The organism is Streptomyces sp. MMG1533 (assembly GCF_001279775.1).
Lineage (GTDB): Bacteria > Actinomycetota > Actinomycetes > Streptomycetales > Streptomycetaceae > Streptomyces.
This window is the reverse complement of sequence record NZ_LGDG01000213.1, coordinates 122,448-146,985: the sequence shown is the minus strand read 5'-3', so window position 1 is coordinate 146,985 and position 24,538 is coordinate 122,448. Positions and strand designations below refer to the sequence as shown.

Annotated in this window: 18 protein-coding genes; 6 read left to right on the top strand and 12 right to left on the bottom strand. The window is 70.7% G+C overall.

Features of this window, described 5'->3' with window-relative positions; all coding sequences use genetic code 11:
* Window positions 1–37: 37 nt before the first annotated feature.
* Window positions 38–952 carry an expansin EXLX1 family cellulose-binding protein gene (locus ADK57_RS21505; protein ID WP_053751122.1) on the bottom strand — a complete coding sequence of 305 codons (915 nt, stop codon included), beginning with the start codon at window positions 950–952 and terminating at the stop codon, window positions 38–40.
* 436 nt (window positions 953–1,388) lie between these two features.
* Here ADK57_RS21505 and ADK57_RS21500 point away from each other — a divergent pair, with 436 nt between their 5' ends.
* Window positions 1,389–1,934 carry a hypothetical protein gene (locus tag ADK57_RS21500; RefSeq protein WP_053751121.1) on the top strand — a complete coding sequence of 182 codons (546 nt, stop codon included), beginning with the start codon at window positions 1,389–1,391 and terminating at the stop codon, window positions 1,932–1,934.
* Window positions 1,935–2,051: 117 nt separating this feature from the next.
* Here the strand turns inward: ADK57_RS21500 and ADK57_RS49995 are convergent, their stop codons facing one another.
* The 11 genes from ADK57_RS49995 to ADK57_RS21450 all read right to left on the bottom strand — a co-directional run bounded on the left by ADK57_RS49995 (window position 2,052) and on the right by ADK57_RS21450 (window position 15,395).
* The gene (locus ADK57_RS49995) at window positions 2,052–2,225 is read right to left on the bottom strand and encodes a hypothetical protein (RefSeq protein WP_159050117.1); all 174 of its coding nucleotides are present in this window, start codon (window positions 2,223–2,225) and stop codon (window positions 2,052–2,054) included.
* 67 nt (window positions 2,226–2,292) lie between these two features.
* Entirely contained in the window at window positions 2,293–5,280 is a 2,988-nt protein-coding gene (locus ADK57_RS47655; protein ID WP_078973254.1) for an esterase-like activity of phytase family protein, read from the bottom strand.
* 122 nt (window positions 5,281–5,402) lie between these two features.
* Window positions 5,403–6,338, bottom strand: a complete 936-nt coding sequence (locus ADK57_RS21490; protein WP_053751120.1) for an ABC transporter permease — start codon at window positions 6,336–6,338, stop codon at window positions 5,403–5,405.
* Entirely contained in the window at window positions 6,335–7,456 is a 1,122-nt protein-coding gene (locus ADK57_RS21485; RefSeq protein ID WP_234390346.1) for an ABC transporter permease, read from the bottom strand. The genes ADK57_RS21490 and ADK57_RS21485 overlap by 4 nt, the downstream gene beginning before the upstream one ends.
* Entirely contained in the window at window positions 7,453–9,102 is a 1,650-nt protein-coding gene (locus ADK57_RS21480) for an ABC transporter ATP-binding protein (protein ID WP_078973253.1), read from the bottom strand. Before ADK57_RS21480 ends, ADK57_RS21485 begins: the two co-directional genes overlap by 4 nt.
* Before the next feature lie 13 nt (window positions 9,103–9,115).
* Window positions 9,116–10,207, bottom strand: a complete 1,092-nt coding sequence (locus ADK57_RS21475) for a BMP family lipoprotein (RefSeq protein ID WP_234390344.1) — start codon at window positions 10,205–10,207, stop codon at window positions 9,116–9,118.
* Between the two features lie 112 nt (window positions 10,208–10,319).
* Window positions 10,320–11,072, bottom strand: a complete 753-nt coding sequence (deoD, locus tag ADK57_RS21470; protein WP_053751118.1) for a purine-nucleoside phosphorylase — start codon at window positions 11,070–11,072, stop codon at window positions 10,320–10,322.
* Window positions 11,072–11,821 (bottom strand): glutamine amidotransferase, encoded by a 750-nt coding sequence (locus ADK57_RS21465; RefSeq protein WP_053751117.1) that lies wholly within the window; start codon window positions 11,819–11,821, stop codon window positions 11,072–11,074. Before ADK57_RS21465 ends, deoD begins: the two co-directional genes overlap by 1 nt.
* Before the next feature lie 84 nt (window positions 11,822–11,905).
* Entirely contained in the window at window positions 11,906–12,946 is a 1,041-nt protein-coding gene (locus ADK57_RS21460) for a LacI family DNA-binding transcriptional regulator (RefSeq protein WP_053751116.1), read from the bottom strand.
* Window positions 12,936–14,303 (bottom strand): amidohydrolase, encoded by a 1,368-nt coding sequence (locus ADK57_RS21455; RefSeq protein WP_053751115.1) that lies wholly within the window; start codon window positions 14,301–14,303, stop codon window positions 12,936–12,938. Before ADK57_RS21455 ends, ADK57_RS21460 begins: the two co-directional genes overlap by 11 nt.
* Before the next feature lie 90 nt (window positions 14,304–14,393).
* A complete protein-coding gene (locus tag ADK57_RS21450; RefSeq protein ID WP_234390342.1) occupies window positions 14,394–15,395 on the bottom strand; it encodes a DUF4982 domain-containing protein in 1,002 nt (333 codons plus the stop codon).
* A 539-nt stretch (window positions 15,396–15,934) separates the two neighbouring features.
* Here ADK57_RS21450 and ADK57_RS21445 point away from each other — a divergent pair.
* From ADK57_RS21445 to ADK57_RS21425, 5 genes are all read left to right on the top strand, one after another.
* Window positions 15,935–16,630: a LuxR C-terminal-related transcriptional regulator gene (locus ADK57_RS21445; RefSeq protein ID WP_053751114.1), complete on the top strand. Its 696-nt coding sequence runs from the start codon at window positions 15,935–15,937 to the stop codon at window positions 16,628–16,630.
* A 205-nt stretch (window positions 16,631–16,835) separates the two neighbouring features.
* A complete protein-coding gene (locus ADK57_RS21440; RefSeq protein ID WP_053751113.1) occupies window positions 16,836–22,034 on the top strand; it encodes a family 43 glycosylhydrolase in 5,199 nt (1,732 codons plus the stop codon).
* 23 nt (window positions 22,035–22,057) lie between these two features.
* Window positions 22,058–22,876, top strand: a complete 819-nt coding sequence (locus ADK57_RS21435) for a class I SAM-dependent methyltransferase (RefSeq protein ID WP_053751112.1) — start codon at window positions 22,058–22,060, stop codon at window positions 22,874–22,876.
* The gene (locus tag ADK57_RS21430) at window positions 22,873–24,051 is read left to right on the top strand and encodes a bifunctional class I SAM-dependent methyltransferase/NUDIX hydrolase (protein WP_053751111.1); all 1,179 of its coding nucleotides are present in this window, start codon (window positions 22,873–22,875) and stop codon (window positions 24,049–24,051) included. The genes ADK57_RS21435 and ADK57_RS21430 overlap by 4 nt, the downstream gene beginning before the upstream one ends.
* 44 nt (window positions 24,052–24,095) lie before the next feature.
* Window positions 24,096–24,479, top strand: a complete 384-nt coding sequence (locus ADK57_RS21425) for a DUF779 domain-containing protein (protein WP_053751110.1) — start codon at window positions 24,096–24,098, stop codon at window positions 24,477–24,479.
* Window positions 24,480–24,538: the final 59 nt, after the last annotated feature.

Genomic DNA, 24,538 nt, shown 5'->3' with positions numbered 1-24,538 from the left:
ATGAGAAGGGGGCGGGCCGGGATCGCGGGCTTCGGGGTCAGCGCTGGGCGAACTGGACCTGGGTGGACTGCACGACGTTCGGCCGGATCGCGATCCCGTCGACGGTGAGTCGTTCTCCGAAGATGTCGGTGACCCTGATCGCGCCGCCGCAGCCGGTGCCGTCTTCGGAGAGGAAGTAGTTGTAGTCCGTACGCGCCAGTTGACGCCAACCGCTGCCGTCGCGCACCTCCAGCCGTGCCACCGGATTCCGGTGGCCTATCACCTGGATGCCGCACCAGTAACGACTGGACCCGGTCTTGTACCGGACGGCCATCGTGTCGGAGGTGCTGGGGCTCACCAGCTTCCATGTGATCGCGATCCGGCCGAGCGTGGGGTCGGCGAGCTTGGCGAAGGCCTCTGCACTGAGGTCGATCTGCCCGGGCACGCACTCCCCCGGGCATTCGTTGGTGATGCGGACCGTGAGGGAGGTCCCGTTGGCCGCGCGGACCGACACGTACGCTCCGCACGCCTTGGCCGACTCGTAGTCGGCGGAGTTCATCGCCCCGGTCATCACGTCGGCGCTCGGGTCGTACAGACAGGCGCCTGAGCCGTCCGAGTCGTAGAAGGTGGCGACTCCTTCGTAAGTGACGCCGGGCCGTATCCGCCCCGCGGGCGGTGCGCCGCCGGAGGCCGCTTGTGGGACGTCCGTGGCCGACGGCTTCGCCGACGCGCTGCTCGCGCCGGCGGACGGCGTCCGCGGAGTGACCTTGGCCGAGGGCTTCGCCGACGCGGTGGTCGCGCTGCCGGAGGGGCTCGGCGACCGCGTCGTGGGCGAGGTGTTCGCCGAGGCGCCGGCGACGGGTGTGGCCGCGGCATGCCCGGCGTCGGCCTCGTGGTCGGAGAGGAACACCGCGACCAAGGAGGCGACTATGAGCGCCGCGGCCGCCGACAGGAACAGCCACCGCCTGGACACCGGACCTCCTTGAGGCCGCCACCCGTTGGTGGGGTGACGAGCGCAGTGATCGTGCCAGACCCGGAACACGGCGGCAAGCCCGAATCCCGGGGGGCAGTTGGGGCCGAAGGGGTCGGGGCGGCGCTCGATCGGGACGGCTGGCCCCGCGGATTCCGATCGCAGCTTCCGGCATGCCGGGGCCCGGTGGGGAGCGTTCCGGGCTCCGGGCAGGCGTTCACCCGCGACCTGCGGTGCGGACTCTCCGTGCCCGGACCGCTACGGAGACAGCCACGGTTCGGCGCGAGCGGTGTCCAGTGCCTCGCGCAGGCCGTCGGGGCGCCCCGTCGCCGTGACGGGCGGCAAGGGTCTCGGCCACGGTCCGTGCCGCGGAGTGTGACCGGGCCCCCGGGGTACTCGGCAGCCGCCGGACGTCGCCGATCACGAAGGGAGAGGTCTGATGGACGACCGCCCGAACCTGACCGACACGGACCTGCTCGGCATCTACCTCAACGATCACCTCGCCGGAGCCGGCCTCGCCGTGGACCGGGCGCGGATACTGGCCGACGCCGAGTCCGAGCGGGACCCGGCGCTCACCGACGCCGTGCGGCCGATCGCCGACGAGATCGCCGAGGACCGGGCAGAGCTGCTGAAGATCATGCGGGGGCTCGAGGTCCCCGTACGCCGCTACAAGATCGTCGCGGGCCGACTGGCCGAGAGGGTGGGCCGGCTCAAGGCCAACGGCCGGCTCGTCAGGCGTTCTCCGCTCAGCCCCATGCTGGAACTGGAGCTGTTGCGTCTGGGCGTGGAGGGTAAGGCCGCCGCCTGGCGGACGCTGCGCCGGCTGTCCGACGCGGACAACCGTCTGGATCCCGTGCACCTCGACGACTTGCTGGAACGCGCCCACGCCCAGCTGGACACGCTGGAACGGCTGCGCATGCGACAGGTCACGACTGCCTTCCAGCAGACCGACGACCAGCCCGCACACCAGGAGTCACTCGCATGAACGAGCACGCCCCTCCCGGGCGTAAGGGGAGCCCGACGACAGGTCCTGAGCCGCTCTGAGTTTGCACACAGCAAGATCCCACCCGGATTCCGGGCAGGATCTTCCTGTCGCGGGCGACTACTTGTCGGGCGTGTCCCGCCACACCTGCGCCGCGAGCTGTTCCGCTTCCGCCTGCGGCGTACCTGCCCTGACCAGGATGATTCCCCGAGACCCGTCCGGGAACGTCACCTCGCGCATCGCCGTACCCAACGGGCCCGGCGTCGACTCCTCCGGCATGACGACCCCAATCATTGGACGAACCTCCAGCGTAACGGAATCGCCCCGCCGAGCCGCGGGACGTCTCCGGCCGGGGCTGTCGTCAGGGCAGCTCGGTCACCCGGTCGGTGCCGGGCGGGGCGAGAGGGCTGTGGGCGGTGAGGTAGTCGGTGAGGGCGGCGATGTCGTCCCCGCCGCCGATGGTGTCGGTGCCCTCGGCGAAGGTGGTGAATCCGTCGCCGCCCGCCGCGAGGAAGGTGTTCGCGGTCACCCGGTAGGTGGCGTCCGGCTTCAGGCGTTCGCCGTCGAGCGTGATCGACGCCGGGTCGATACGGTCGCCGACCGGGGCGCCGCGCGAGAAGGAGTACGTCAGGCCTTTGGAGACGCCGAGCATGAGGGTGGGTGCCCGAGTGCCGGAGTCGTTGAACTGCTCCTCCAGGATCTTCTCGATCTGAGCCCCTGTCAGGTTCACGGAGACCAGGGACCCGGCGAAGGGCTGTACGGCGAAGGCCTCCGCGTACGTGATCTCCCCGGGCGCCTCACCACCCGTCGACGACGCGTACACCAGGTCCGCCCGCACCCCGCCCGGGTTCATCAGGGCGATCTGCGCCCCACCGCGCTCCGGTGCCGAGGTCGCGGCGAGTTGGGCGTCGGCGACGAGGTTCGCCAGGTCGGACTCGGCGTCGCGGGTCTCGGAGCGGGTGATGTCGGCGGTGACGCTGCCGACGAGCCGGTTGGCCAGCGGCGCCGACAGGGCCTTCCACTTGTCGATGACGGCACTCTGGTCGGCGTCCTTGGCACCGGTGCGGGTGACGAGATGGTTCATCGCGGCGACCTGGTCCCGTACGACGTCCCCGGTACGGCGGTCCACCGTCAGCCGGGTCTCGGTGACCACCCGGCCGAACGACGACGCCGAGGTGACCAGGCGGGGGTTCCCCGCCGGATCGGGCAGGGAGCAGATGTACGGCTGGTGGGTGTGGCCGGTCACCACGGTGTCGATCGCCGGGTCGAGCTTCTTGGCGATGTCCACGATCGGGCCGGAGATGCCGTCGCACTGACCGTACGATCCCGCCTGCACCCCGCCCTCGTGCAGCAGCACGACGATCGCCTCCACGCCCTGACGCCGCAGTTCGCGGGCGGAGGCGTTGGCGGTCTCGACCTCGTCCAGGAAGCGTACGGACTTGATGCCGGACTGGCCGGTGACCTCGGGCGTGCCCTCCAGGGTCATGCCGATGAAGCCGACCTTCACCCCGTCCGCCTCCTTCACCCAGGTGGGCGCCAGGAGGGGTTTGCCGGAGGCGCGGTCGATGACGTTGGCGGCCAGCCAGGGGAAGTCGGCGCCGTCGTACGGCTCGTCCTTGAGGTAGCAGCCGTCCTCGGGGTGGCAGCCTCCGTGTTGCATGCGCAGCAGTTCGTCGGTGCCCTCGTCGAACTCGTGGTTGCCGACGCTGGTGACGTCAAGGTGCAGCTTCTCCATGGATTCGACGGTGGGTTCGTCGTGGAAGAGGCCGGACAGGAAGGGACTGGCGCCGATGATGTCGCCCGCGGCTACGGTCAGCGAGGTGTCGGTGCCCTGCCGGAGCTGCCCCAGCCGGGTCGCGAGATATTCGGCGCCGCCGACCGGCGTCGACTTCGGGTCGAGCTTGGAGCCGAGGTTGGCGTCGCGTCCGGTGGGCGGTTCCAGGTTGCCGTGGAAGTCGTTGAAGGACAGCAGTTGGACGTCGACGGTGGACGGCGGGTTCCGGGTTGTGGGGAAGGCGCGGGTGTACGAGATCCAGAGCCGGACGTCGGCGGCGTCCGTACGGCCGTTGCCGTCGAGGTCTCCGGCCGCGCCGGCGGTCGGGACGGCCGCCAGGTCCTTGGCGCTGACGGCACCGTCGCCGTTGACGTCCGGGGTGCGGGTGGCGAGGAGATCCGGGCGGACGGACAGCAGGTGGAACTTCGTGACGCTGCCGTTGAAGCCGAAGTTGTCGTCGGCGACGAGGACGAGCGAGCGGGAGCCGTCGGGCAGTTGCGGTCCCCAGGTGATGCCCTCGACGTTGTCGGCGTCGGTGCCGGAGGTGGTGAAGTCGTACAGCAGCTTCTTCGGCATCGGTTTCTCGGTGCCGGACAGGGCGTCCTTGCCGTTGACGTCCGTCGCGCCGATGGTGCTGGTCCAGTAGAGGCGGATGGAGAAGCCGACACCGGAGGCGAAGGACCGTTCGACGGTGAGGTAGTCGGTCTCGTTGATGGCGAGGATCTCGGAGACTCCGCGGTCCGCCGAGTACGTGCCGACCGGGGCGGGCAGGGGTGCGGTGGGCGCGTCGGAGATCGGGTCGACCTCGTAGACGTGCTCCGCCTTCGGCTCGCCTGTCCGACGGTCCATCTGCAGCAGCCGGGACGGGCTCTTGACCGTCAGCCCGGCCGCGGGGCCGTCCTGGACGAGGGCGTTCTCGGTGATGGTGGCCACCGTGCGCCCGTCCGGGGAGAGGGTGAGCCCTTCCAGGGCCTGGTTGTTGCGCACCCCGGCGGTGAGTGTGCCGGCGGCCGACCGCACGGGGGCGTAGGCCTTGGGGAGCGGCAGTTCGCGTACGTACCCGCCGGAGGTGGCCGCCTCACGGACGAAGGCGGGCTGCCCGGCGGAAGAGGCGCCCTCGCTGGTCCACAGCAGGCTCTCGCCACCCGGCGTCCAGCGGATCGCCTCGGGGTCCACCGCCTTGGGGGCGAAGGGTTCGCCGGTGGTGTCGGCAAGCACGGTCAGGCCGTCGAGGGCGGGCTTGTCGTCGGCGAAGGCTGAACCGTCGAGCGGCAGTCGGAGGGTGTAGAAGCGCGCTTTGCCGTTCTCCGAGCGGTCGTCGCTGAGGGCGACGTACTCGCCGGACTGCGGGTCGTAGTCGATCCCGGACAACCCGCCGAAGGGCATGCCGAGTTCGCTCGTCCCGGCGGGCACCGTGAGGGTGTCGAGGAGCCGCACGTCCTGCGGCTTCCCGGAGGTGTCCGTCTCGGGTTCCGCCGCGAAGCCGTTCGTGAGGGCCAGGCTGCCGAGGAGGCCGGCCGCGGCGAGGGAGGCGAGGAGCGCGCGTCTGCGGCGCGCTGGGGATCTGTGGCGCATGAGTGTCCTTCCAAGGGGAGGCGCACGGGCGTGCGGGCATGGCTCGCCGGCCCGTTCGCTCGGCGAGGCGCGGGGTGGTGGAAGAGCTCTGTGGTTGAGGGACGAGGGGTGGCGCCGAGGCGTCAGAGCGAGGCGGCGGCCGGCACAGAACGGCCTCGGCGCTTGCGGCGCCACGCGTACAGCGTGAGGGCGACCAGCGTCATGACGTACGGGATCGTCGACACCAGTTGCGGTGGCACATCGAGGGTGCCGAGCTGCACGGCCAGTGCCTCCGCCGCTCCGAAGCCGAGCGCGGCGAGGAAGACACCCCACGGCCGCAGGCCGCCGAGGAACACCGCGGCGAGGGCGATGAAGCCCCGGCCGGCCGTCATGTCCCGTACGAAGAAGGAGACGTAGCCCATGCTGAGGAAGACCCCGGCAAGTCCCGCGAGGGCCCCGCTGAGGGCGAGTCCGGTGTACTGGACACGCCGTACCGCGATCCCGACCGACTCGGCGGCGTCGGGCATCTCGCCGACCGCGCGCAGGTGGAAGCCGAAGCGGGTGCGGTAGAACAGCCAGGCGACGAACGGCGCGGCCAGGAAGGCCAGCCAGGTGATCAGGTTCTGGCCGCTCAGCACATCGCCGAGCACCGGCACGTTCTCGACCCCCGGCAGGGTGACCGTCGGCAGGCTGCCGCTCTTCAGGCCGGAGGTGCCGCCCTTGTCGTCGAGGAGGCTGTAGACCGCGTAGGCGGTGCCGCCGGAGGCGAGGAGGTTGAGGCCGATGCCCGCGATGATCGCGTCGGCGCCCAGCTCCAGCCGCAGCGCGGCGAGCAGCACGCCCAGCAGTGTCGCCATCGCGACGCCGCTGACCGCGCCCAGCGCGACGGAGCCGCTGTAGCCGGCGACCAGCGCTCCGGTGCAGGCGGCGGAGAGCATCTGGCCCTCCAGGGCGATGTTGCTGATGCCGGCGCGTTCGGCGACCAGCCCGCCGAACGCGGCGAGCAGGTACGGCGTGGCGATCCGCAGCACGGCCGCCAGGAAGGCACTGCTGAGGACGACGTCGAGCACGGAACTCATCGGACGCCCACCTGCCTCCGCGCCATTCGCCGCTTGAGCAGGTTCGGCAGGGCCTGGGCGGTGACCAGCAGCACGATGACCGCCTGGATGACCACCACGATCTCGGTGCCGACGTCCGTCTGCTGTTCCATGATGTCGCCCCCGGCGCGCAGGTAGGAGTAGAAGAGTCCGGCGACCACGACGACCAGCGGGTTGTTCCTGGCCAGCAGCGCGACCACGATCCCTTCGAAGGCGAGGCTTCCGGCGAGCCCGGGTTCCAGTCGCCCGTACACGCCCTGGACGAGATGGGCTCCGGCGAGGCCCGCGACGGCGCCACCGATGACGAAGCTCCACTCGATGACACGGGGCACGCGGATGCCGCCGTACGCCGCGAAGTCGGGGTTGGCCCCGGTCATGCGGATGCGGTAGCCGAGCGGGGTGCGGGTGATGAGCAGCCACAGCGCGACGGCGGTCAGCAGCATCACCCCGAAACCGATGTTGGCCCGGCCCAGCGGGACGCCGAACCAGTCGCTCAACGGCGTGAGTACGGAGTCCTGTTGGATGGACTTCGAGTGCACGGCGCTGCTGCCAGACTCCTTCAGCGGGCCGTTGACCAGGTAGTCGTAGACGCGGACGACGATGGCGTTGAGCATCAGCGTGGCCACGATCTCGTTGGCGCCGAGGCGTGCCTTCATCGCGCCGGGCACCAGGCCCATCCCGGCGCCCGCGGCGGCGGCCGCGGCCATGGGGACGATCACAGCGACGACCGGCGGCAGCGGCACGAAGATCGCGACCGTCGCGGCCGCCAGCGCACCGGCGTACACCTGGCTCTCGGCGCCGAGGCTGATCTGCCGGGCGCGGAAGGGGATCGCGACCGAAAGCCCGAGCAGGGTGAGCGTGGTGGCGTCCTCCAGCCAGCGGCCGACACGGAAGGAGCGTTCCAGCGGCCCGGTGAGCATCACTTCGTACGCGCGGATCGGGTCGTTGCCGGTGGCGAGCATGACGAGGAAGCCGATGGCCAGGGCGGCCAGGATGGTGGCCAGGGCCATGCTGAGGTCGACGACGAAGTCTCGGCGCCGGGTCTCCCTGTACTCGCGGCGGTCCTCGGTCTCGATCAGGGTCATGGGAGTGGTGGTCACGGGGTCTCCCCCAGGTCTTCCGGACCGGCCTTGAGGTCATCCGGACCGGCCTTGAGGTCGTCCAGGCCGGCCGTGAGGTCGTCCAGGCCGGCCGTGAGCCGGTCGCGGTCGTGCTGTTCGACGCCGAGCATGTAGAGGCCGACGCGCTTCTCGGTGAGGCCGGTCGTGTCGTCGAACCGGGCGGCCAGGCGGCCCTCCTTGAGGACGAGCAACCGGTCGGAGAGGGCGAGGAGTTCGGTGAGGTCCGCCGAGATCAGCAGGACGGCCGCGCCCGCGTCACGCGCGGCGACGAGACGCTCGTACATGAACCGCATCGCGCCGATGTCCACCCCGCGGGTGACCTGGGATGCGATCAACAGCCGTGGCCCTGCGGAGAGTTCGCGGGCGACGATCACCTTCTGCATGTTGCCGCCGGACAGTGCGCGTACCGGGACCGACGGGTCCGGCGTGCGGATCGCGTACTGGTCGATCAGCCGGTCGGCGTGGGCGCGTACGGCACCCGGGTGCAGGACGCCGCGGCGGGCGAGGGGCGGTCGGTCGTGGCGGTCGACGACGAGGTTGTCGGCGATCGACGCGTCGAGAGCGGCGCCGTTGTGCAGCCGGTCCTCCGGTACGTAGCCGATGCCTGCCCTGCGATGCCCTGCCACGTCGAGACCGGCCGTGTCGGTGCCGTCGATGTGGACCGTGCCCGCGGTGGGGCGGCGCAACCCGGCGAGGATCTCGGCGAGTTCGCTCTGGCCGTTGCCCTCGATGCCGGCCAGGCCGACGATCTCCCCGGCGGCCACGTCGAAGTCGAGGCCGTGCAGGGACTGGCCGGTCGGGGCCTCGTAGCCGAGGCTCCGCACCCGCAGGGTGGTCTGCGTAGGGCGGGCAGGGGTGCGGTCCACGTCCAGGGACATGTCGCGGCCGACCATCATGGAGGCGAGCGACCGCTCGGTGGCGTCGGCGGTGGCGACCGTCCCCACCAGGGAGCCGGCGCGCATCACGCTGACCTTGTCGCTGATCTCCCGTACCTCGCGCAGCTTGTGGGAGATGAACAGCACGGTCATCCCGTTGTCGCGCAGCCGGCGTACGGCGGCGAACAGGTCCTCGGTCTCCTGCGGGGTGAGCACGGCGGTCGGCTCGTCGAGGATCAGCACGCGGACCCGCCGGTGGAGCGCCTTGAGGATCTCCGTGCGCTGGCGCATCCCGACCGACACCTCCTCGACGCGCGCCCTGGGGTCGACGACGAGTCCGGACTCCTCGGCGAGCCGGGCGGTCGTCTCCACGGCCGCCTTCGGGTCGACGAGGCCGCGTCGGCCCGGCTCCACGCCGAGGACGACGTTCTGGGCGACGGTGAAGGACGGCACCAGCATGAGGTTCTGGTGCACCATGCCCACGCCCAGCGCGATCGCCGAGGCCGGGCCCCGCAGCACCCGGGGCCGTCCGCCGACCAGGATCTCGCCCGCGCCGGGCTGTTCGAGGCCGTAGAACATCTTCATCAGCGTGGACTTGCCCGCGCCGTTCTCACCGACGACCGCCCGGATCTCGCCCGGCGGGACCTCCAGGTCCACGGCGCGCACCGCCCGGACCCCGTTGGCGTAGGTCTTGGTGACCTGGCGGGCGGCGACGGCCGGTCCGTCCTTGCCCCATGGCTCGTTCATCATCAAGGCCGTTCGGCTAGAGGGCGCTGGGCACCGTGACGGAGCCGGACTTGACCTGGTCGGCGGCTTCCTGGACCTCGGTACGGATCTTCTCGGGCACCAACTCCTTGAAGTGGTCGTCGTTCACATAGCCGACGGCGTCCTCGGCGAGGCCGACGGTGGAGACGGCGCCGTACTTCAGGGAGTCCTTCTGGTCCTTCTGCGCGGCCTCGTACAGGGCGTTGCCGACGTTCTTGAGGATGGAGGTGACGACGATGTCCTTCTGCGCCTGGTCGCTGAGGGTCTGGTACTGGTCGGAGTCGACGCCGAACGCGTACCGCTCGGCGCCGACGGCCGACTCGAAGGTGCCGAGCCCGGAGAGCCCGGCGACCGGCCACACCAGCGCGGCGCCCTGGCCGTACATGGCGGTGCTGATCTCCTTGCCCTTGGCCGGGTCGCCGAACGGCTTGTCGCCGCCCACGTACTGCACGAGGACGTCGGAGTTCTTTCCGCCGGCGGCCTGGAAGCCCGACTTGAAGCCGACGACGAAGTCCTCGATCAACGGGATCTTCACGCCGCCCATGACGCCGACCTTCTTCAGCGATTCGGTTCCCTTGAGGGCTTTCGCGGCCACCAGCTTCTCGGCCAGGAATCCCGCGAGATAACCGCCCTCGTTCTGCTTGAAGGTGACGGAGTAGACGTTCTCGCACTTGTTGGAACAGGCGCCGTTCTTGCCGCTGTAGTCGACCGGCGCGTCGAAGACCCAGAACTTCTTGTCCGGGAATTCCGGGGCGAGTTTGCCGATGTAGTCGGTGACGTCGAAGGTGCCGGCGGCGAGGATGTCGTAGTCGTCGGCCGAGGCGGCGTCCTCGAAGCCGGGCTCCCACTTGGTGCGGTCGGAGCCGAGCTCCACCACCTTGAGCTCGTAGCCGAGGTCCTTCTCGGCCTTCTTCAGGCCCGCGTAGGCGGAGTCGAAGAACGACTTGTCGCCCAGCCCGCCATTGAGCACCAATTTGATGCGCGGCTTGCCGGAGGATTCCGCTCCGGAGTCGTCCCCGCCCGATCCGCCGCACGCGGTCAGCGCGAGCATCCCTGTCACCGCGACGGCGGCGCTTCTTCCGTATCGCATCATCGACCTCCTGATCATTTTGTTGCCGAGTGAGCGGCTGGGTTGACAGTAGAAAGTGCAAAACGCTTTGGCTACGTTGCCCGGTTTCGGTTTGATTTCCGGTGAGGGAATTTCAGACATCGGTGAGCAGCGCGGTCGCGGCGATGCGCAGCGTCCGGTCGAAGTCCGTCTCGCGTTCCTCGGCGGTGAGGGCGTCACCGGTGCGGAGGTGGTCGGACACGGTCAGCACGGCGAGGGCCTCGCCGCCCTCCGCACAGGCCACGGCGTACAGCCCCGCCGCCTCCATCTCGACGGCGAGCGTGCCCCGGCGCTCCAGGGCGTCGAAGAGGGCGGGGCGGTCGAGGTAGAAGTGGTCGCTGCTGAAGACCGGTCCGATGTGCACGGCCTCGCCGTCGGAGAGCTCCCGCTCGGCGGCGCCCGCGGCGGCACGCAGCAGCCGGTAGGAGGGAGCGAGCGAGAGGGTCACGCCGTCCACGAGGAGGCGGCTGAGGCTGGAGTCGGTGTGCGCGGCGGAGGCGATCACCACATCCCGTACGGAGACCGAGACCGGGATCGCACCGGCGGTGCCGACCCGGACGATCCTGCGCACGCCGTAGTGGCGGAACAGCTCCGTCGCGTAGATCGTCACGGACGGGATGCCCATGCCGGAGGCGAGCACCGACATCGGCACGCCCAGGTGGCTTCCGGTGTAGCCGAGGACGCCGCGTACGTCGGTGACCTGCCGCGCGTCCTTGAGGAACGTCTCGGCGATCCGCCGGGCGCGGTGCGGGTCGCCCGGCATCAGCACGAGCGGCGCGAAGTCGCCCGGCCGAGCCGCGATGTGCGGTGTGCCGGTGACGGACGTTGTCCTCACGTGTCCTGCCATCACAGCTCCGCTCCCGCGAGCCAGCGCACCAGCCGGTCCCAGAGCTCGGGGTAGCCCTTCCAGTCCAGGAACAGCGGCGGTGCCCAGTGCGGTGCCACGTCGGAGGTGAACGCCGCCGATCTGCCCGCGCCGTGGTCGCCGACGACGAGCAGCGGATGCCCGGCGCACTCGGCCAGCAGCGACGCCTCCGGCCGCGCGGTGACCTCGTTGAGGCCGAGGAGCGCGGGCCAGGACCGCTCAAGGCCCCGTACGACCGCGTGCTCGCCCACCACCTCGGGGACGGCGCCGGCCGGGAGCTCCACCCGGTCGTCGCGGTCCAGCATCGTCACCGGCAGGGCGGCGGCCAGCGGGGACCGCCCCCATCGTGCGCGGGCGTCGATGCCGCTGAAGGTCAGATAGCCGCCGATCATCAGCACCCCGCCGCCCCCCTCCACGAAGCCGCGTACCAGCTCGGACCGGTCGGGCGCGGGGACGGAGCGGTTGAAGGTCTCGGGCGGGAGCTGGAAGCTGTTGGCGCCCACATCGCTGATGACGACGACGTCGTACGCGTCGAAGCCGTCGGCGGAGGCCGGAACCCGGCTCGGGATCTCGTGCGAGGGCACGTAGGTCACCTCGTGGCCGCGCGAGCGGAGCGCGTCCAGGAAGGCACCTCCGCCCTCGGTGTACTCGGAGGTGTGGAAGGCGTCGAAGCCTTTCTGGTGGACCGTGTGGGTGAACCAGGACTCGCCCACGACGAGCACTCTGGGCATGGCGAACCGCCTTTCGGGGCAGGGGGTATTGCCACGCGGCACGGCAACTGCGTGCGCCGCGTGTGCAGTTGGGTCAGGTGAGGGTCAGCGGGCGGTGGGCGCCGTGCTGCCGCGTACCTTGAGTTCGACGGGAAGCGTGTGCCGGGAGGCGGGTGGGACCTCGCCCCGGGTGACGTACTGGAGGAGTTGGGCGGTGGCGGTGCGGCCCACGTCGTAAGCGGGCTGGTGGACGGTGGTCAGGGGCGGATGCGCCAGCGAGGCCGCCCGGATGTCGTCGAAACCGACCACCGAGACGTCGTCCGGCACCGACAGTCCCGCCTCGCGGAGCGCGGTGAGGGCGCCGAACGCCATGAGGTCGTTGGCCGCGAAGACGGCCGTGCAGTCGTCGGGGAGACCGCCCGCCTTGAGGAGTTCGGCGACGAGGCCGTATCCGGAGGTCTCCTTGAAGTCGCCGACGCACTCGACGACCTCGCCGCGGAAGGCCCGTACGAAACCGTTCGCACGGGCGTTGCTGCTCTTCAGGGCGCGTGGGCCGGTCAGCATCAGGGCCCGGCGGTGGCCGAGCGCCCGGAGGTGCTCCCCGACCAGCCGCCCGCCCGCCTCGTGGTCGGCGGTGGCGATGAGGGCGCCTTCGAGGCCCTCGACCTCCTCGTCGGCGAGCGCGATGGGGAACTTGCCCATCAGCGCCTCCAGCCTCCGTCGGGACGGCGGGGACCCCGAGGCGTACACCATGCCGTCGATGAACCGGCTGCGGATCATGCCGAGGTAGCGGTCCTCGCGGTCGGCGTCGAACTCGGTGTTGCACAGGATCAGGCCGTAGCCGAGGTCGTGGGCGGCGTCCTCGGCGCCCTTGGCGAGTTCGGCGAAGAAGGTGTTGCTGATGTCGGGGATCAGCAGGCCGATCACCGAGGTGGAACCGGCCTGGAGGCTGCGGGCCAGCGACGCCGGGACGTAGCCGAGCCGGTTGACGACGCTGCGGACCCGGGCGGCGGTGTGCTCGTTGACCGGCCGGTTGCCGCTGAGGACGTGGGAGACGGTGGTGGCGCTGACGCCTGCGGCGGCGGCCACGTCCTTGATGGACGCGGGGCGCCGGACGGCCGCCCGGTTGTACGGCTCAGGGGTCATAGTGCTGCACCGCCCTCCCGTGGGAGGTGTCGAGGATCCGGGCCACCCGGGCGTCGGCCTCGGCCAGCAGCGCGGGCTCGTCCACGGTGAGCAGCCGGCCGTCGCGCATCAGGACCCGGCCGTCGACGACGACCGTCCGTACGTCACCGGCGCGGGCGCTGTAGACCAGCGCGGCGCGCGGATCGTGCAGCGGACGGCAGTGCAGCCCCGACAGGTCGGTCAGGACGATGTCGGCGCGCATGCCCGGCTCCAGCGCCCCGATCTCCTTCTGCAGGCCGAGGGCACGGGCCCCTCCGCGCATGGCCAGACGCAGGGTGTCGGAGACGGTCATCCACGTGGCGTCCCGCACCGCCTGCTTCTGGGTGAGGGCGACCAGCCGCAGCGCTTCCCACACGTCCAGCGTGTTGTGGCCGGCGGCACCGTCCGTACCGACGGCGACCGTGACTCCGGCGGCGAGCAGGTCGCGGACCGGGGTGAGCGGGGACAGGGCGTGCTTGAGATACACCTTGGGGCAGCAGGCGACGGCGGTCGTGCCGGCGTACTCGGCGAGCAGCGGCAGGTCGTCGTCGACGATCCCGCAGCCGTGCGCGATCAGCGCCCCGGCCTCCAGTACCCCGGTCTCGTGCAGCACCCGGATCGGGGTGATGCCGCGCCGCTCCAGGCTGGACTGCGTCTGCTCCAGGTGCTCGGCGGCGTGGATGTGCATCCGCAGGCCGAGCCTGCGGGCGTGCCCGGCGAGGGTCCGCAGGTCGCCGTCGTCGACCGTGTACGGGGCGTGCGGCCCGAGCGAGACGGTGACCCGGCCGTCGGCGCGGCCGTGCCACGCCTCCGCGAACTTGACCGTGTCCTCCAGGGCTGCCTCGCCCCGGCTGCTGAAGTACGTGGGCGCGATGTCGGCCCGCAGGCCGGTCTCGGCGACCGCCTCGGCGATCTGCTCGGGGAAGAAGTAGTGGTCGGCGAAGGTGGTGACACCGGAGCGGATCATCTCGGCGCAGGCCAGCCTCGCCCCGATCCGTACGTCGGCGGGGGTGAGGTTGGACTCCATGGGCCAGACGCGGTCGTTGAACCAGCCCTCGACCGTCACGTCCTCGGCCGCCCCGCGCATCAGCACCATGGGGCTGTGCGTGTGTGCGTTGACCAGTCCGGGGACGGCCAGCAGTCCGCGTCCGTCGATCACGTCGGCCGCGGGGCCCGGACCGAAGGGGCCCCCGGTGGGTCGTACGTCCTCGATGACGCCGTCCGCCACCACGATGTCCTGCGCCCGCAGGATCTCGCACTCGCCCTGCGTCGGAACCCGCAGCACATCGCACCCGCTCACCAGGAGGCGGCCGGTCGGCGGAGGCGTTCTGTCGCTCATGGCGCACAAGCTAGATATCCAAAACGTTTTGCACAACCATCGGTCTTCGCCGGTCCGACGTCTCGGGATCTCTCCTGTCCGCCTCGGACGCTACTCGGCGGTGACCACGACCTCGACCGGATCGCACTCGGGTGCGGAGGCCAGGAGGCGGATCTTGCCGGGGCCGGTGGGGCGGAGGACGGCCAGGGCGCGGCCTTCGTACGTACGGCGTTCGCTGGCGTCGAAGCGTTCCTCGGTGGACGGGTCGGCGCTGCCGAAGCCGAGCAGGACGCCCGCCCCCGACACCTCCACGCGCACCGGGCGGTCGGCCGCGGTGTGGAGGGTGCCGTCCGGGTCCGTCAGGGAAAGGGTGACGTACGCGAGGTCGCCGCCGGCTGCCGTGATGACCGGGCGGTCGGCCTCGGCTCGCAACCGCACCGGGCCGGTCGCGGAGCGGAGGGTGGTGCGGCCGGTTTCGGTGCCGTCGCGGTAGGCGACGGCCAGGAGTTCACCGGGCTCGTACGCCGTCTCGAACTCGGTGCGGAAGCGGTGCTCCTCCCCCACCGGCCGGCGTCCGAGGGAGCGGCCGCCCAGGAGGAGTTCGACCTCGTCGGCGTCGCCGTAGACCTCGATGGTGATCGGTTTGCCCTCGAAGCCGGGCCAGGTCCAGCCGGCGACGGTGTCGCTCCATGCCCACGGTGTTCCCGCGTAGGTCTTGCCGTGGTGCTCGGGCCGCCGGACCGCGATGTAGGGCTGGGTGCGCAGGCCGAAGACGATCTCGCGGTAGTGGGAGGCGGGGCGGCGGTGGCCGGTGATGTCGATGTCGCCGCAGCCCGCGACCAGGTAGGGGTAGGGCGCGGTGTGGGAGGGGCGGGGCGTGTCGGGGGTGAGGTACTGGGGGCGTCCGATGCCGACCTCGCCCAGGTAGTCCCAGCCGGTCCAGGTGAAGTCGCCGATGACGTGGCCGTGTTGCTTCACCAGCCGCCAGTTGCCGTCGATGCGGGTGGGGAAGGTCTCGGTGCCGAGGATGATCCGGTGGGGGAACAGGTCGCGGTCCAGGGCGTAGCGGGCCTCGGCGTAGTTCATGCCGGCGACGTCGAGTACGGCGACCACCGGCAGGGGTGTACAGGCGTATGCCCTGAGCCTCGTCGAGGTCTCTTGCGTCGACCGTCTCGACCGGCTCGCCCGGCCCGCGCCGACGGACCAGGGCGCGCACCAGGCGCCGCCCCCACGTCCGGCGGATCGGCAGGCGCGGCATTCGCGCGACGCTGCGGCGCAGTTCCGGGTCGACCAGGTCGAGCCTCATGGAACGCCTCTCCTCGAATCCGGCCCCCGTAGCCGACAGCAGGTGCCCTCCCTCGTCTCGCCTCGCTGCCGCCGACGGGCCTGCGCCGATCACCCCGCCCCGCGCGAGACACCCGGCAACGGAGGCAGCACCGGCAGGCCGGTCAGTTCCGCCGACCGCTCCCACCGCACCCTCCACCCCGGGATGTCGCGCACCCACGACGATCCGGCCCACATCCAGGACCTGACGTCACCGGAATGTGACCCACGCCATAACGAGAACGATACCGTTTCGATAGGAGCCGGGGCTAGCCTTCCCGTGTGAACGAAACCGTTTCGTTCAGGGGGGCGAGAGGGGCACGCCCGGCATGACTTCCGTACTCGTGGTCCACGACCAGGCTCTGCAACGCCTCGGCTTCCGGATGCTCCTCGCGGCCCAGCCCGACCTGACCGTCGTAGGTGAGGCGTCCGGCGGATTCGAGGCCGTCCGCCTGAGCGCCGAACTCCGCCCCGACGTCGTCGTGATGGACGCCCGCACACCCGGCACCGACGGCATCGAGACCATTCGCCGCATCACCCGCGCCCCCTCGCTCCCCCAGCCCTCCGGCTCCGCCCGAGCCGTGCGGAACCCTCCGCAGGTACTCGCCCTGACCAGCGCCGGCCTCGACGAGTACGCCTCGGCAGCACTGCGCGCCGGAGCCCGCGGATTCCTCCTCGACGACGCCACGCCGGACGAACTGACCGCGGCCGTCCGCATCGTCGCCACCGGAGACGCCGTCATCACACCCGGCCTCACCCGTGCACTCATCGACGCCGTACGTCAACAGCGGCCCGGCCACTTCGTGGAGCGGGAGGTCGGACTCGAAGCCCTCACCGAGCGCGAACGCGATGTGCTGGTCGCCGTCGCCTCCGGCTGGTCCAACGCGGAGATCGCCGCGCGACTGTCGATCGCCCCCACCACCGTCAAGTCCCACGTCAGCAACATCCTCGGCAAGATCGGTGCCCGCGCCCGCGTCCAAGCCGTGGTGTTCGCCTACGAATCCGGCCTGGTTCGCCCGGCCTGACACCCCTCAGTCCCGGACCGAGGACCATCCCCCAAGATCCGGCCGCCATCAGGTTCGTTCGGCCCATCGGACATCGTTCGAAAACTCTTGACGCTGCACCACACCCCGATTGACACTCTCGCAACACGACGTCACACAGCCGAAACGGCGGGGCGCCCTGGCCGAGGCCCCTTCACCCAATCGTGTCTCAGCAGGGGAACTCCACATGACGTACAGCGCACCACTTCGCGACCGCGCGAGACGTTGGGCGAGCCGACTCGCCGGACTGACCGCCGCGTCACTGTTCCTGGGCCTCGCCGGGGCCCCCGCTCCGGTGCAGGCAGCGGAGATCACCGACGGCCTCGCCCTCTGGTACAAGCTCGACGCCACCTCCGGCACCACCGTGGCCGACGCCTCCGGCAACGGCCGGACGGGCACCGTCAACGGCACCGCCGCGTGGTCCGGCACCGGCGAGGGACTCTCCTTCAACGGTTCCGACACCTACGTCAAGGTGCCGGACAACGTCATGCGCGACATGAACTCGATCACCGTCTCGATGGACGTGAAGATCGACTCCACGCAGGCCACCCCGTACTTCATCTACGGCTTCGGCAACACGAGCGGCACCGCCGGCAACGGCTACCTGTTCACCACCGGCAACACCTTCCGGACCTCCATCGCCTCCGGCAACTGGTCGACGGAACAGAACACCCAGCCCTCCCCCGCGCGCGCCATGACCCGCGCCGTGTGGAAGCAGGTCACCTACACCCAGACCGGCACCACCGGTGTGCTCTACGAGGACGGCGTGGAGGTGGCCCGCAACACGGCGGTGACCATCACCCCCGGTTCCATCGGCGCAGGCACGACCACCGCCAACTACATCGGCAAGTCCGTGTACCCCGGCGACAAGCTCTTCAAGGGCAAGATCCGCGACTTCCGCGTGTACCAGCGCGCGCTGGCCGGCTCGGAGGTCGAGCAGCTCTCCCTCCCCGTCGCCACCCAGGGCGTCGCCGACGACAAGGCCGCCCTCACGCTGGGCGACACCAGCGCCGTCGTCGCGGACCTGACCCTGCCGGCCACCGGCACAGCGGGCGGTTCCACGATCAGCTGGAACAGCGACACCCCCTCGGTGGTGTCCGACACCGGGGCCGTCACCCGCCCCGCCGCCGGTCAGCCGGACGGCCACGCGACGCTGACGGCGACCCTGAAGAAGGGATCGGTGACCGACACCAAGACCTTCGACATCACGGTCCCCGCCGCGCTCGACGACGACGCGGCCACCAAGCAGGCCGCCGAGGCGCTGACGGTCCACAACCTCGACGACGTGCGCGGCAACATCACTCTGCCGACGACCGGCGTGTACGGCACGGACGTCACGTGGTCCTCCGCGAAGCCGGACGTCATCTCCGCCGACGGTGTGGTCCACCGCCCCGCGCACGGCGACGGCGGCACCACCGTCGAGCTGACCGCGACCGTCACCAAGGGCGACGCCGAGGCGACCCGCGTCCTCACGGCCACGGTGCCCGAGCTCCCCGCCAAGGAAGCCCTCAAGGGCTACATGTTCAGCTATTTCACCGGCGAGGGCACCGCGGACGGGGAGCAGCTCTACGCGGCGCTGAGCAAGGGCAACGACCCGCTGAAATGGCGGGAGTTGAACGACGGCAAGCCCGTCCTGACGTCCACGCTCGGCGAGAAGGGCCTGCGCGACCCGTTCATCATCCGCTCCCCCGAGGGCGACAAGTTCTACCAGATAGCCACCGACCTGCGGATCTACGGCAACGGCAACTGGGACGCCTCCCAGCGCACCGGCAGCAAGTCCATCATGGTCTGGGAGTCCACCGACCTGGTGCACTGGACCGACCAGCGCCTGGTCAAGGTCTCGCCCGACTCGGCCGGCAACACCTGGGCGCCGGAAGCCTTCTACGACGAGAAGCTCGGCGAGTACGTGGTCTTCTGGGCGTCGAAGCTGTACAGCAACCCGGAGCACTCCGGCGACACGTACAACCGCATGATGTACGCCACCACCCGCGACTTCCGCACCTTCAGCGAGCCCAAGGTCTGGATCGACCGCGGCTACTCGGTCATCGACTCCACGATGATCAAGCACGACGGCATGTACTACCGCTTGTCCAAGGACGAGCGGAACAACACCTCCTCCACCCCCAACAGCAAGTTCATCTTCGAGGAGAAGAGCGACTCGATCCTCGACCTCTCCTACGACGCCGTGGCCGAGGGCATCGGCAAGGGGGCGATGAGCGCCGCCGAGGGACCGCTGGTCTTCAAGTCCAACACCGAGGAGAAGTGGTACGCGTTCCTCGACGAGTTCGGCGGCCGCGGCTACATCCCGTTCGAGACGACGGATCTCGCCTCCGGCCAGTGGACCCCGTCCACCACCTACGACCTGCCCAGCAAGCCCCGCCACGGCACCGTACTCCCGGTCACCCAGGCCGAGTACGACCGGCTGCTGCGGGCCTACCAGCCGGACCAGCTCGTCGAGTCCGTCGAGGACGTCTCCGTGACGACGGGCATCGGTGACGCCCCGGTCCTGCCGGCCACCGTGATCGCCGACTACGCCGACGGTGTCAAGCGGCCCGTCTCCGTCACCTGGGACGACGTCCCGGCCTCGGCGTACGCGCAGGCCGGCAGCTTCACGGTGACGGGCAGCCTGCCCGACGGCGCCGCGCTCAAGGTGAAGGCCGAGGTCACCGTCTCGGTGGAAGGCCCGAAGGTACCGGCCGACCTGCTCCTCGACTACGACTTCGACGAGACCGGCGGCAACATCGCCCGCGACTCCAGCGGCCACGGCTACCACGGCACCTACGTGCGCACCCCCGACTTCGGCACCGGGGTGGACGGCGGCTCGTTCAAGATGTCCGGCGGTTCCAGCAGCTCCACCACCTCGCCGTACGTCAGGATCCCCAACGGCGTTCTGAAGGACGCCGACAGCGTCACCGTCTCCACCCACGTGAAGTGGAACGGCGGGGACAACTTCCAGTGGCTCTTCGGACTGGGTCCCGACAGCAACAAGTACCTCTTCGCCTCCCCCTCCAACGGCGGCGGCAAGCTCTTCTCCGCGATCACGAAGGCCACCTGGTCGGGCGAGAAGCAGATGACGGCGGGCTCCCGGCTCACCCCCGGTGAGTGGCAGCACGTCACCGTCACCGTGGACAGCGCGACCGAGACCGCGGTCCTCTACGTGAACGGCATCGAGGCAGCCCGGGCCACCGGGGTCACCATCAAGCCGTCCGAGCTCTACGACTCCTCCAAGGGCTACTCCGGCTACATCGGCAAGTCCCTGTACTCCCCGGACCCCTACTTCGGCGGCGAGGTCGACGACTTCCGGATCTACAACCGGGCCCTGTCGAGCACCGAGGTCCTGGAGCTCAGCGGCAACACCACGGGCATCGCCGCGGCGACCCACCCCGCGCTGAAGGTCGACGCGATCGTCGACGACACGGACAGCAGGATCACCCTCCCGCTGGCCGAGGGCAGCGATCTCACCGCCCTGGCGCCGGAGTTCACCCTGGCCCACGGCGCGTCCATCAGCCCCGCCTCCGGCACGCTGCACGACTTCACCGAGCCGGTGACGTACGAGGTGACCGGCTCGGACGGCGCCAAGCGCACCTGGACGGTCACGGCACTGGAGATGAAGAGCCCGGTCCTGCCGGGGCTCAACGCCGACCCGAACATCGTCAGGTTCGGCGACACCTTCTACATCTACCCGACCACCGACGGCTTCCCGGGCTGGAGCGGCACGCAGTTCAAGGCGTACTCCTCCACCGACCTGGTCCACTGGAAGGACCACGGCGTCATCCTCGACCTGGGACCGGACGTCAGCTGGGCCGACAGCAGGGCCTGGGCGCCGACGATCGCCGAGAAGAACGGGAAGTACTACTTCTACTTCAGCGCCGACGCCAACATCGGCGTCGCGGTCTCCGACTCGCCGACCGGTCCGTTCAAGGATCCTCTCGGCCAACCGCTGCTCAAGGCGGGTCAGTTGACCGGCCAGATGATCGACCCGGCGGTCTTCACGGACGACGACGGCACGTCGTACCTCTACTTCGGCAACGGCCGCGCCTACGTCGTCCCGCTGAACGACGACATGACGTCCCTCGACACCTCGAAGATCAAGGACATCACCCCGAGCGGCTACAACGAGGGCTCCTTCGTCATCAAGCGCAAGGGCACCTACTACTTCATGTGGTCGGAGAACGACACCCGGGACGAGAACTACCGCGTCGCCTACGCGACCGGATCCTCGCCCCTGGGCCCCTGGACCAAGCAGGGTGTGATCCTGGAGAAGCGGCTGAGCCTCGGCATCAAGGGCACCGGCCACCACTCCGTGGTCCACGTCCCTGGCACCGACGACTGGTACATCGCCTACCACCGCTTCGCCATCCCCGGCGGTGACGGCACGAACCGCGAAACCACCATCGACAAGCTGGAGTTCGACACCGACGGCCTGATCAAGAAGGTCGTCCCGACCCTGACGAGCATCGACCCGGTCACCATCGTCCACGCGGGTCCGAACGCGAGCGGCACGGAGGGCAGCGCGATCTCCCTCACCGGCACCCTCTCCGGCGCCGGCGGCCCCAAGTGGACGGTGGAGGACGGAGCACCCTGCACCTTCTCCGACCCCGGTGCCATCCTCACGGCCCTCACCTGCGCCGACGACGGCACTTACAAGGTCACCCTGACCGGCGGCCGCAGCAGCGACTCGCTCACCGTCACGGTCGCCAACGCGGCCCCGGTGATCACGGCGGCCGCGGGCCCGAAGCCGGTTGCGGCCGGCCAGGGCGCGGTGGTCACGGCGGACTTCACCGACCTGGGCACGGCAGACACCCAGACCTGCCGGGTCGACTGGAAGGACGGCACCGCACCGACCGCCGGCAAGATCACCGGCTCCCGCTGCGAGGCCACCCATGCCTACGCCAAGGCGGGCATCCAGCGCCCGGAGATCACCGTCACCGACGACGACGGCGGCTCGGACACCACCGAGCTCCCCGAACTGATCGTCTACGACCGTGCGGCCGGTCCCATCGCGGGCGTCGGCATCATCTCCTCGCCGGCCGGCGCCTACCCGGCCAAGCCCACCCTGACCGGCCCGGCCGGGTTCTCCTTCGGGGCCGAGTACAAGAAGGGCGCCACCGTCCCCTCCGGGAACGCGAGCTTCGACTTCGGCGCCGCCCGGCTGGCGTTCCGCTCCACCGGCTCCGACTGGCTGGTGGTCACCGGAAACCGAGCCGTTTACCAGGGATCCGGCACGGTCAACGGCACGGCTGGCTACGGTTTCCGTGTCACCGCCACGGACGGCCCGGACACCTTCCGTATCGAGATCTGGAAGAAGTCCACCGGCTACGTGGTCTACGACAACGCCACGGCGGCCAATGCCCCCGGCTTCGTCACCGTGGGAGGCCGCCTGTAAGCCGACCAGGGGAGGACGCCCTCATGACCGGACCGCAGCAGCAGACCGGGACGACCGTCGCAGACGTGTTCAGCGCGGGGTCCGAGGAGTTCCACCGCTGGTCGCCGCTGCTGTGGGATCCGGTCGGGGAGGCGACGGCCGCCACCGCCGCGCCCGGTCCCGGGGAGCGGGTGCTGGACGCCTGTTGCGGGGCCGGTGCCTCCGCGTTGCCCGCCGCGCGTGCCGTCGGCCCGGCGGGCGCGGTCGACGGGGTCGACCTGTCCGGGGCGCTGTTGGACATCGCCGCCGACCGGGCCCGGCAGGAGGGGCTGCGGAATGTCCGCTTCCACCGTCACGACATCACGGCCTGGCCCGCTCCCGACGGCGGCTACGACCTGGTGCAGTGCGCGCTCGGGGTGTTCTTCCTCCCCGACATGGACCGCAGCACCGCGGCACTGGTCCGCCTGCTGCGTCCCGGCGGGCGGCTCGCCGTGACCGTGTGGGAGAAAGGGGCCCTCACCGACTGGTGGCAGGCGCTGAGGGGCGCGGTGGAGACCGAGCGCGCCTGGCCGGACTCTCCGACGACGGCCCGGCTCGCCCGCATCGAGACCGCCGACACGCTCGCCGCCTGGCTGGAGGGCCTCGGTCTCACCGCCGCGCGTGTCGAGCCGCGGCGGCTCGCCGTTGCGCTGACACCCGACACGGCGTGGGGCCTGGTCGTGGGAAGCGGCACCCGAGCCCTGCTCCACGGCCTCGACCCCGCCGCCGTCGAGAGACTGCGAAGGGAGTTCACGGCCCGGCTCACCGCCGCCTCGGTGACCGAGCTGGACGTGCGGATCCTCACGGGTACGGCCGTCGCGTGACGGGCGCGCACTGGCTCGACTCCGACGCGGCCGAGTCGGTCAACGCCGACGCGTGGGACGCGTACGGGATCCACCACCTGCGGCGCGGCACCGTATTGCCGGAGGTGGAGCGGATCGACTGGGGCTTTTGGGGCACCGGGCCGGGGGACGAGATCCTCGGCGAGCTGTCGGACCGGCGTGTCCTGGACCTCGGATGCGGCCCCGCCCGGCACGCCGCGCATCTCGTCCGGGCCCACGGCGCCTTCGTGGACGCGGTCGACTCCTCGCCGAGCCAGTGCGAACGGGCCCGAGCCCGCTACGGCTCGTTGTCCGGCCTGCGACTGGTCCAGGCCGACGCCGTCGAGCACCTGCGGGCCTGCGAACCGTACGACGTCGTCTACTCCCTCAACGCCGTGCCGTACATCGATCCCCGTCGGCTGCTGCCCGCCCTGGCCGGTGCGCTCAAGCCCGGCGGGACGCTGTGTTTCACCGTGCTCCACACCAACTCTCGCGGCGACGGTCCCTCGTCCGTCGTCACGTCCCGGCCCGAGATCCTGCCTCTCGCCGGCGGCGGCGAGACGACCGTGCGGATGTGGGTGCTCGCCCCGGAGCTCTGGTCGGACCTGCTCGCCGAGCACGGGCTGCGCGTCGAGCGGATCGAGGTCCTCGACGCGCCGGACGAGGACAACCAGGCCTCCTACCGGGTCTTCCGGGCGACCCGCCCGGTCCGGGTCTCCTCCCGCCCCCGCTCCTCCCGGCCGCCCCTCCCGCACGCCGCGATCGGTGCCGGCGCCATCCTGCACGGTCCTCGCGGCCTGCTCCTGGGCCGCCATCGCCGGGGCACCTGGGAGCTGCCGGGCGGCACGGTGGAACCCGGCGAGTCGCTCCAGGAGACGGTGGTGAGGGAGCTTTGTGAGGAGACGGGGATCGACGCCCGTCCGGCCGACGTACGGCTTCTGGGCACGCTCCTCGACCACGTCGACGGTGTCGTACGGGTCACCGTGGCCGCCCGTGTGACGGCGTGGCGCGGAGAGGCCGGCGACCAGCCCGGCGAACGCGTCGGCGACTGGCGCTGGTTCCCCCTGGACCGGCTGCCGGAAAACCTGTTCGTGTGCAGCGCCCAGGGCCTCACCGCCTGGCGCCCCGACCTGCCGATCGACCACACGCCGGCCCACTTCACCCCGTACGGCGGCTGACCCGCAACCCTCTCGCAACCTTCGCCGTGCTCCACTCACCGACCATGCCCGAAGAATCCGCAACCCCCGACTACGACGAGGTCCCTCGCGTCCAGCTCACCCCCGCCGCCGCCGACCTGCTGCGGCGGCTGCGCGAGACGCACGGTCCGCTGATGTTCCACCAGTCCGGCGGCTGCTGTGACGGCAGCGCCCCCATGTGCTACCCGGCCGGCGAGTTCCGCACCGGCGGCTCCGACGTGCTGCTCGCGGAGCTGGACGTCGCCGGGGTCGAGGAGCCGGTGACGTTCTGGATGTCGCGGAGCCAGTACGAGGTGTGGAGCCACACCCGGCTGATCGTGGACGTCGTCGAGGGCCGGGGCAGCGGGTTCTCGCTGGAGGCGCCCGAGGGGGTGCGTTTCCTCATCCGTTCGCGGGTCGTCGGCACATAGCCACCCGAGCGGCCGTCTCCGTCTGGTGCACCTCCCCTGAGTCCTGGGACAGTTGACGA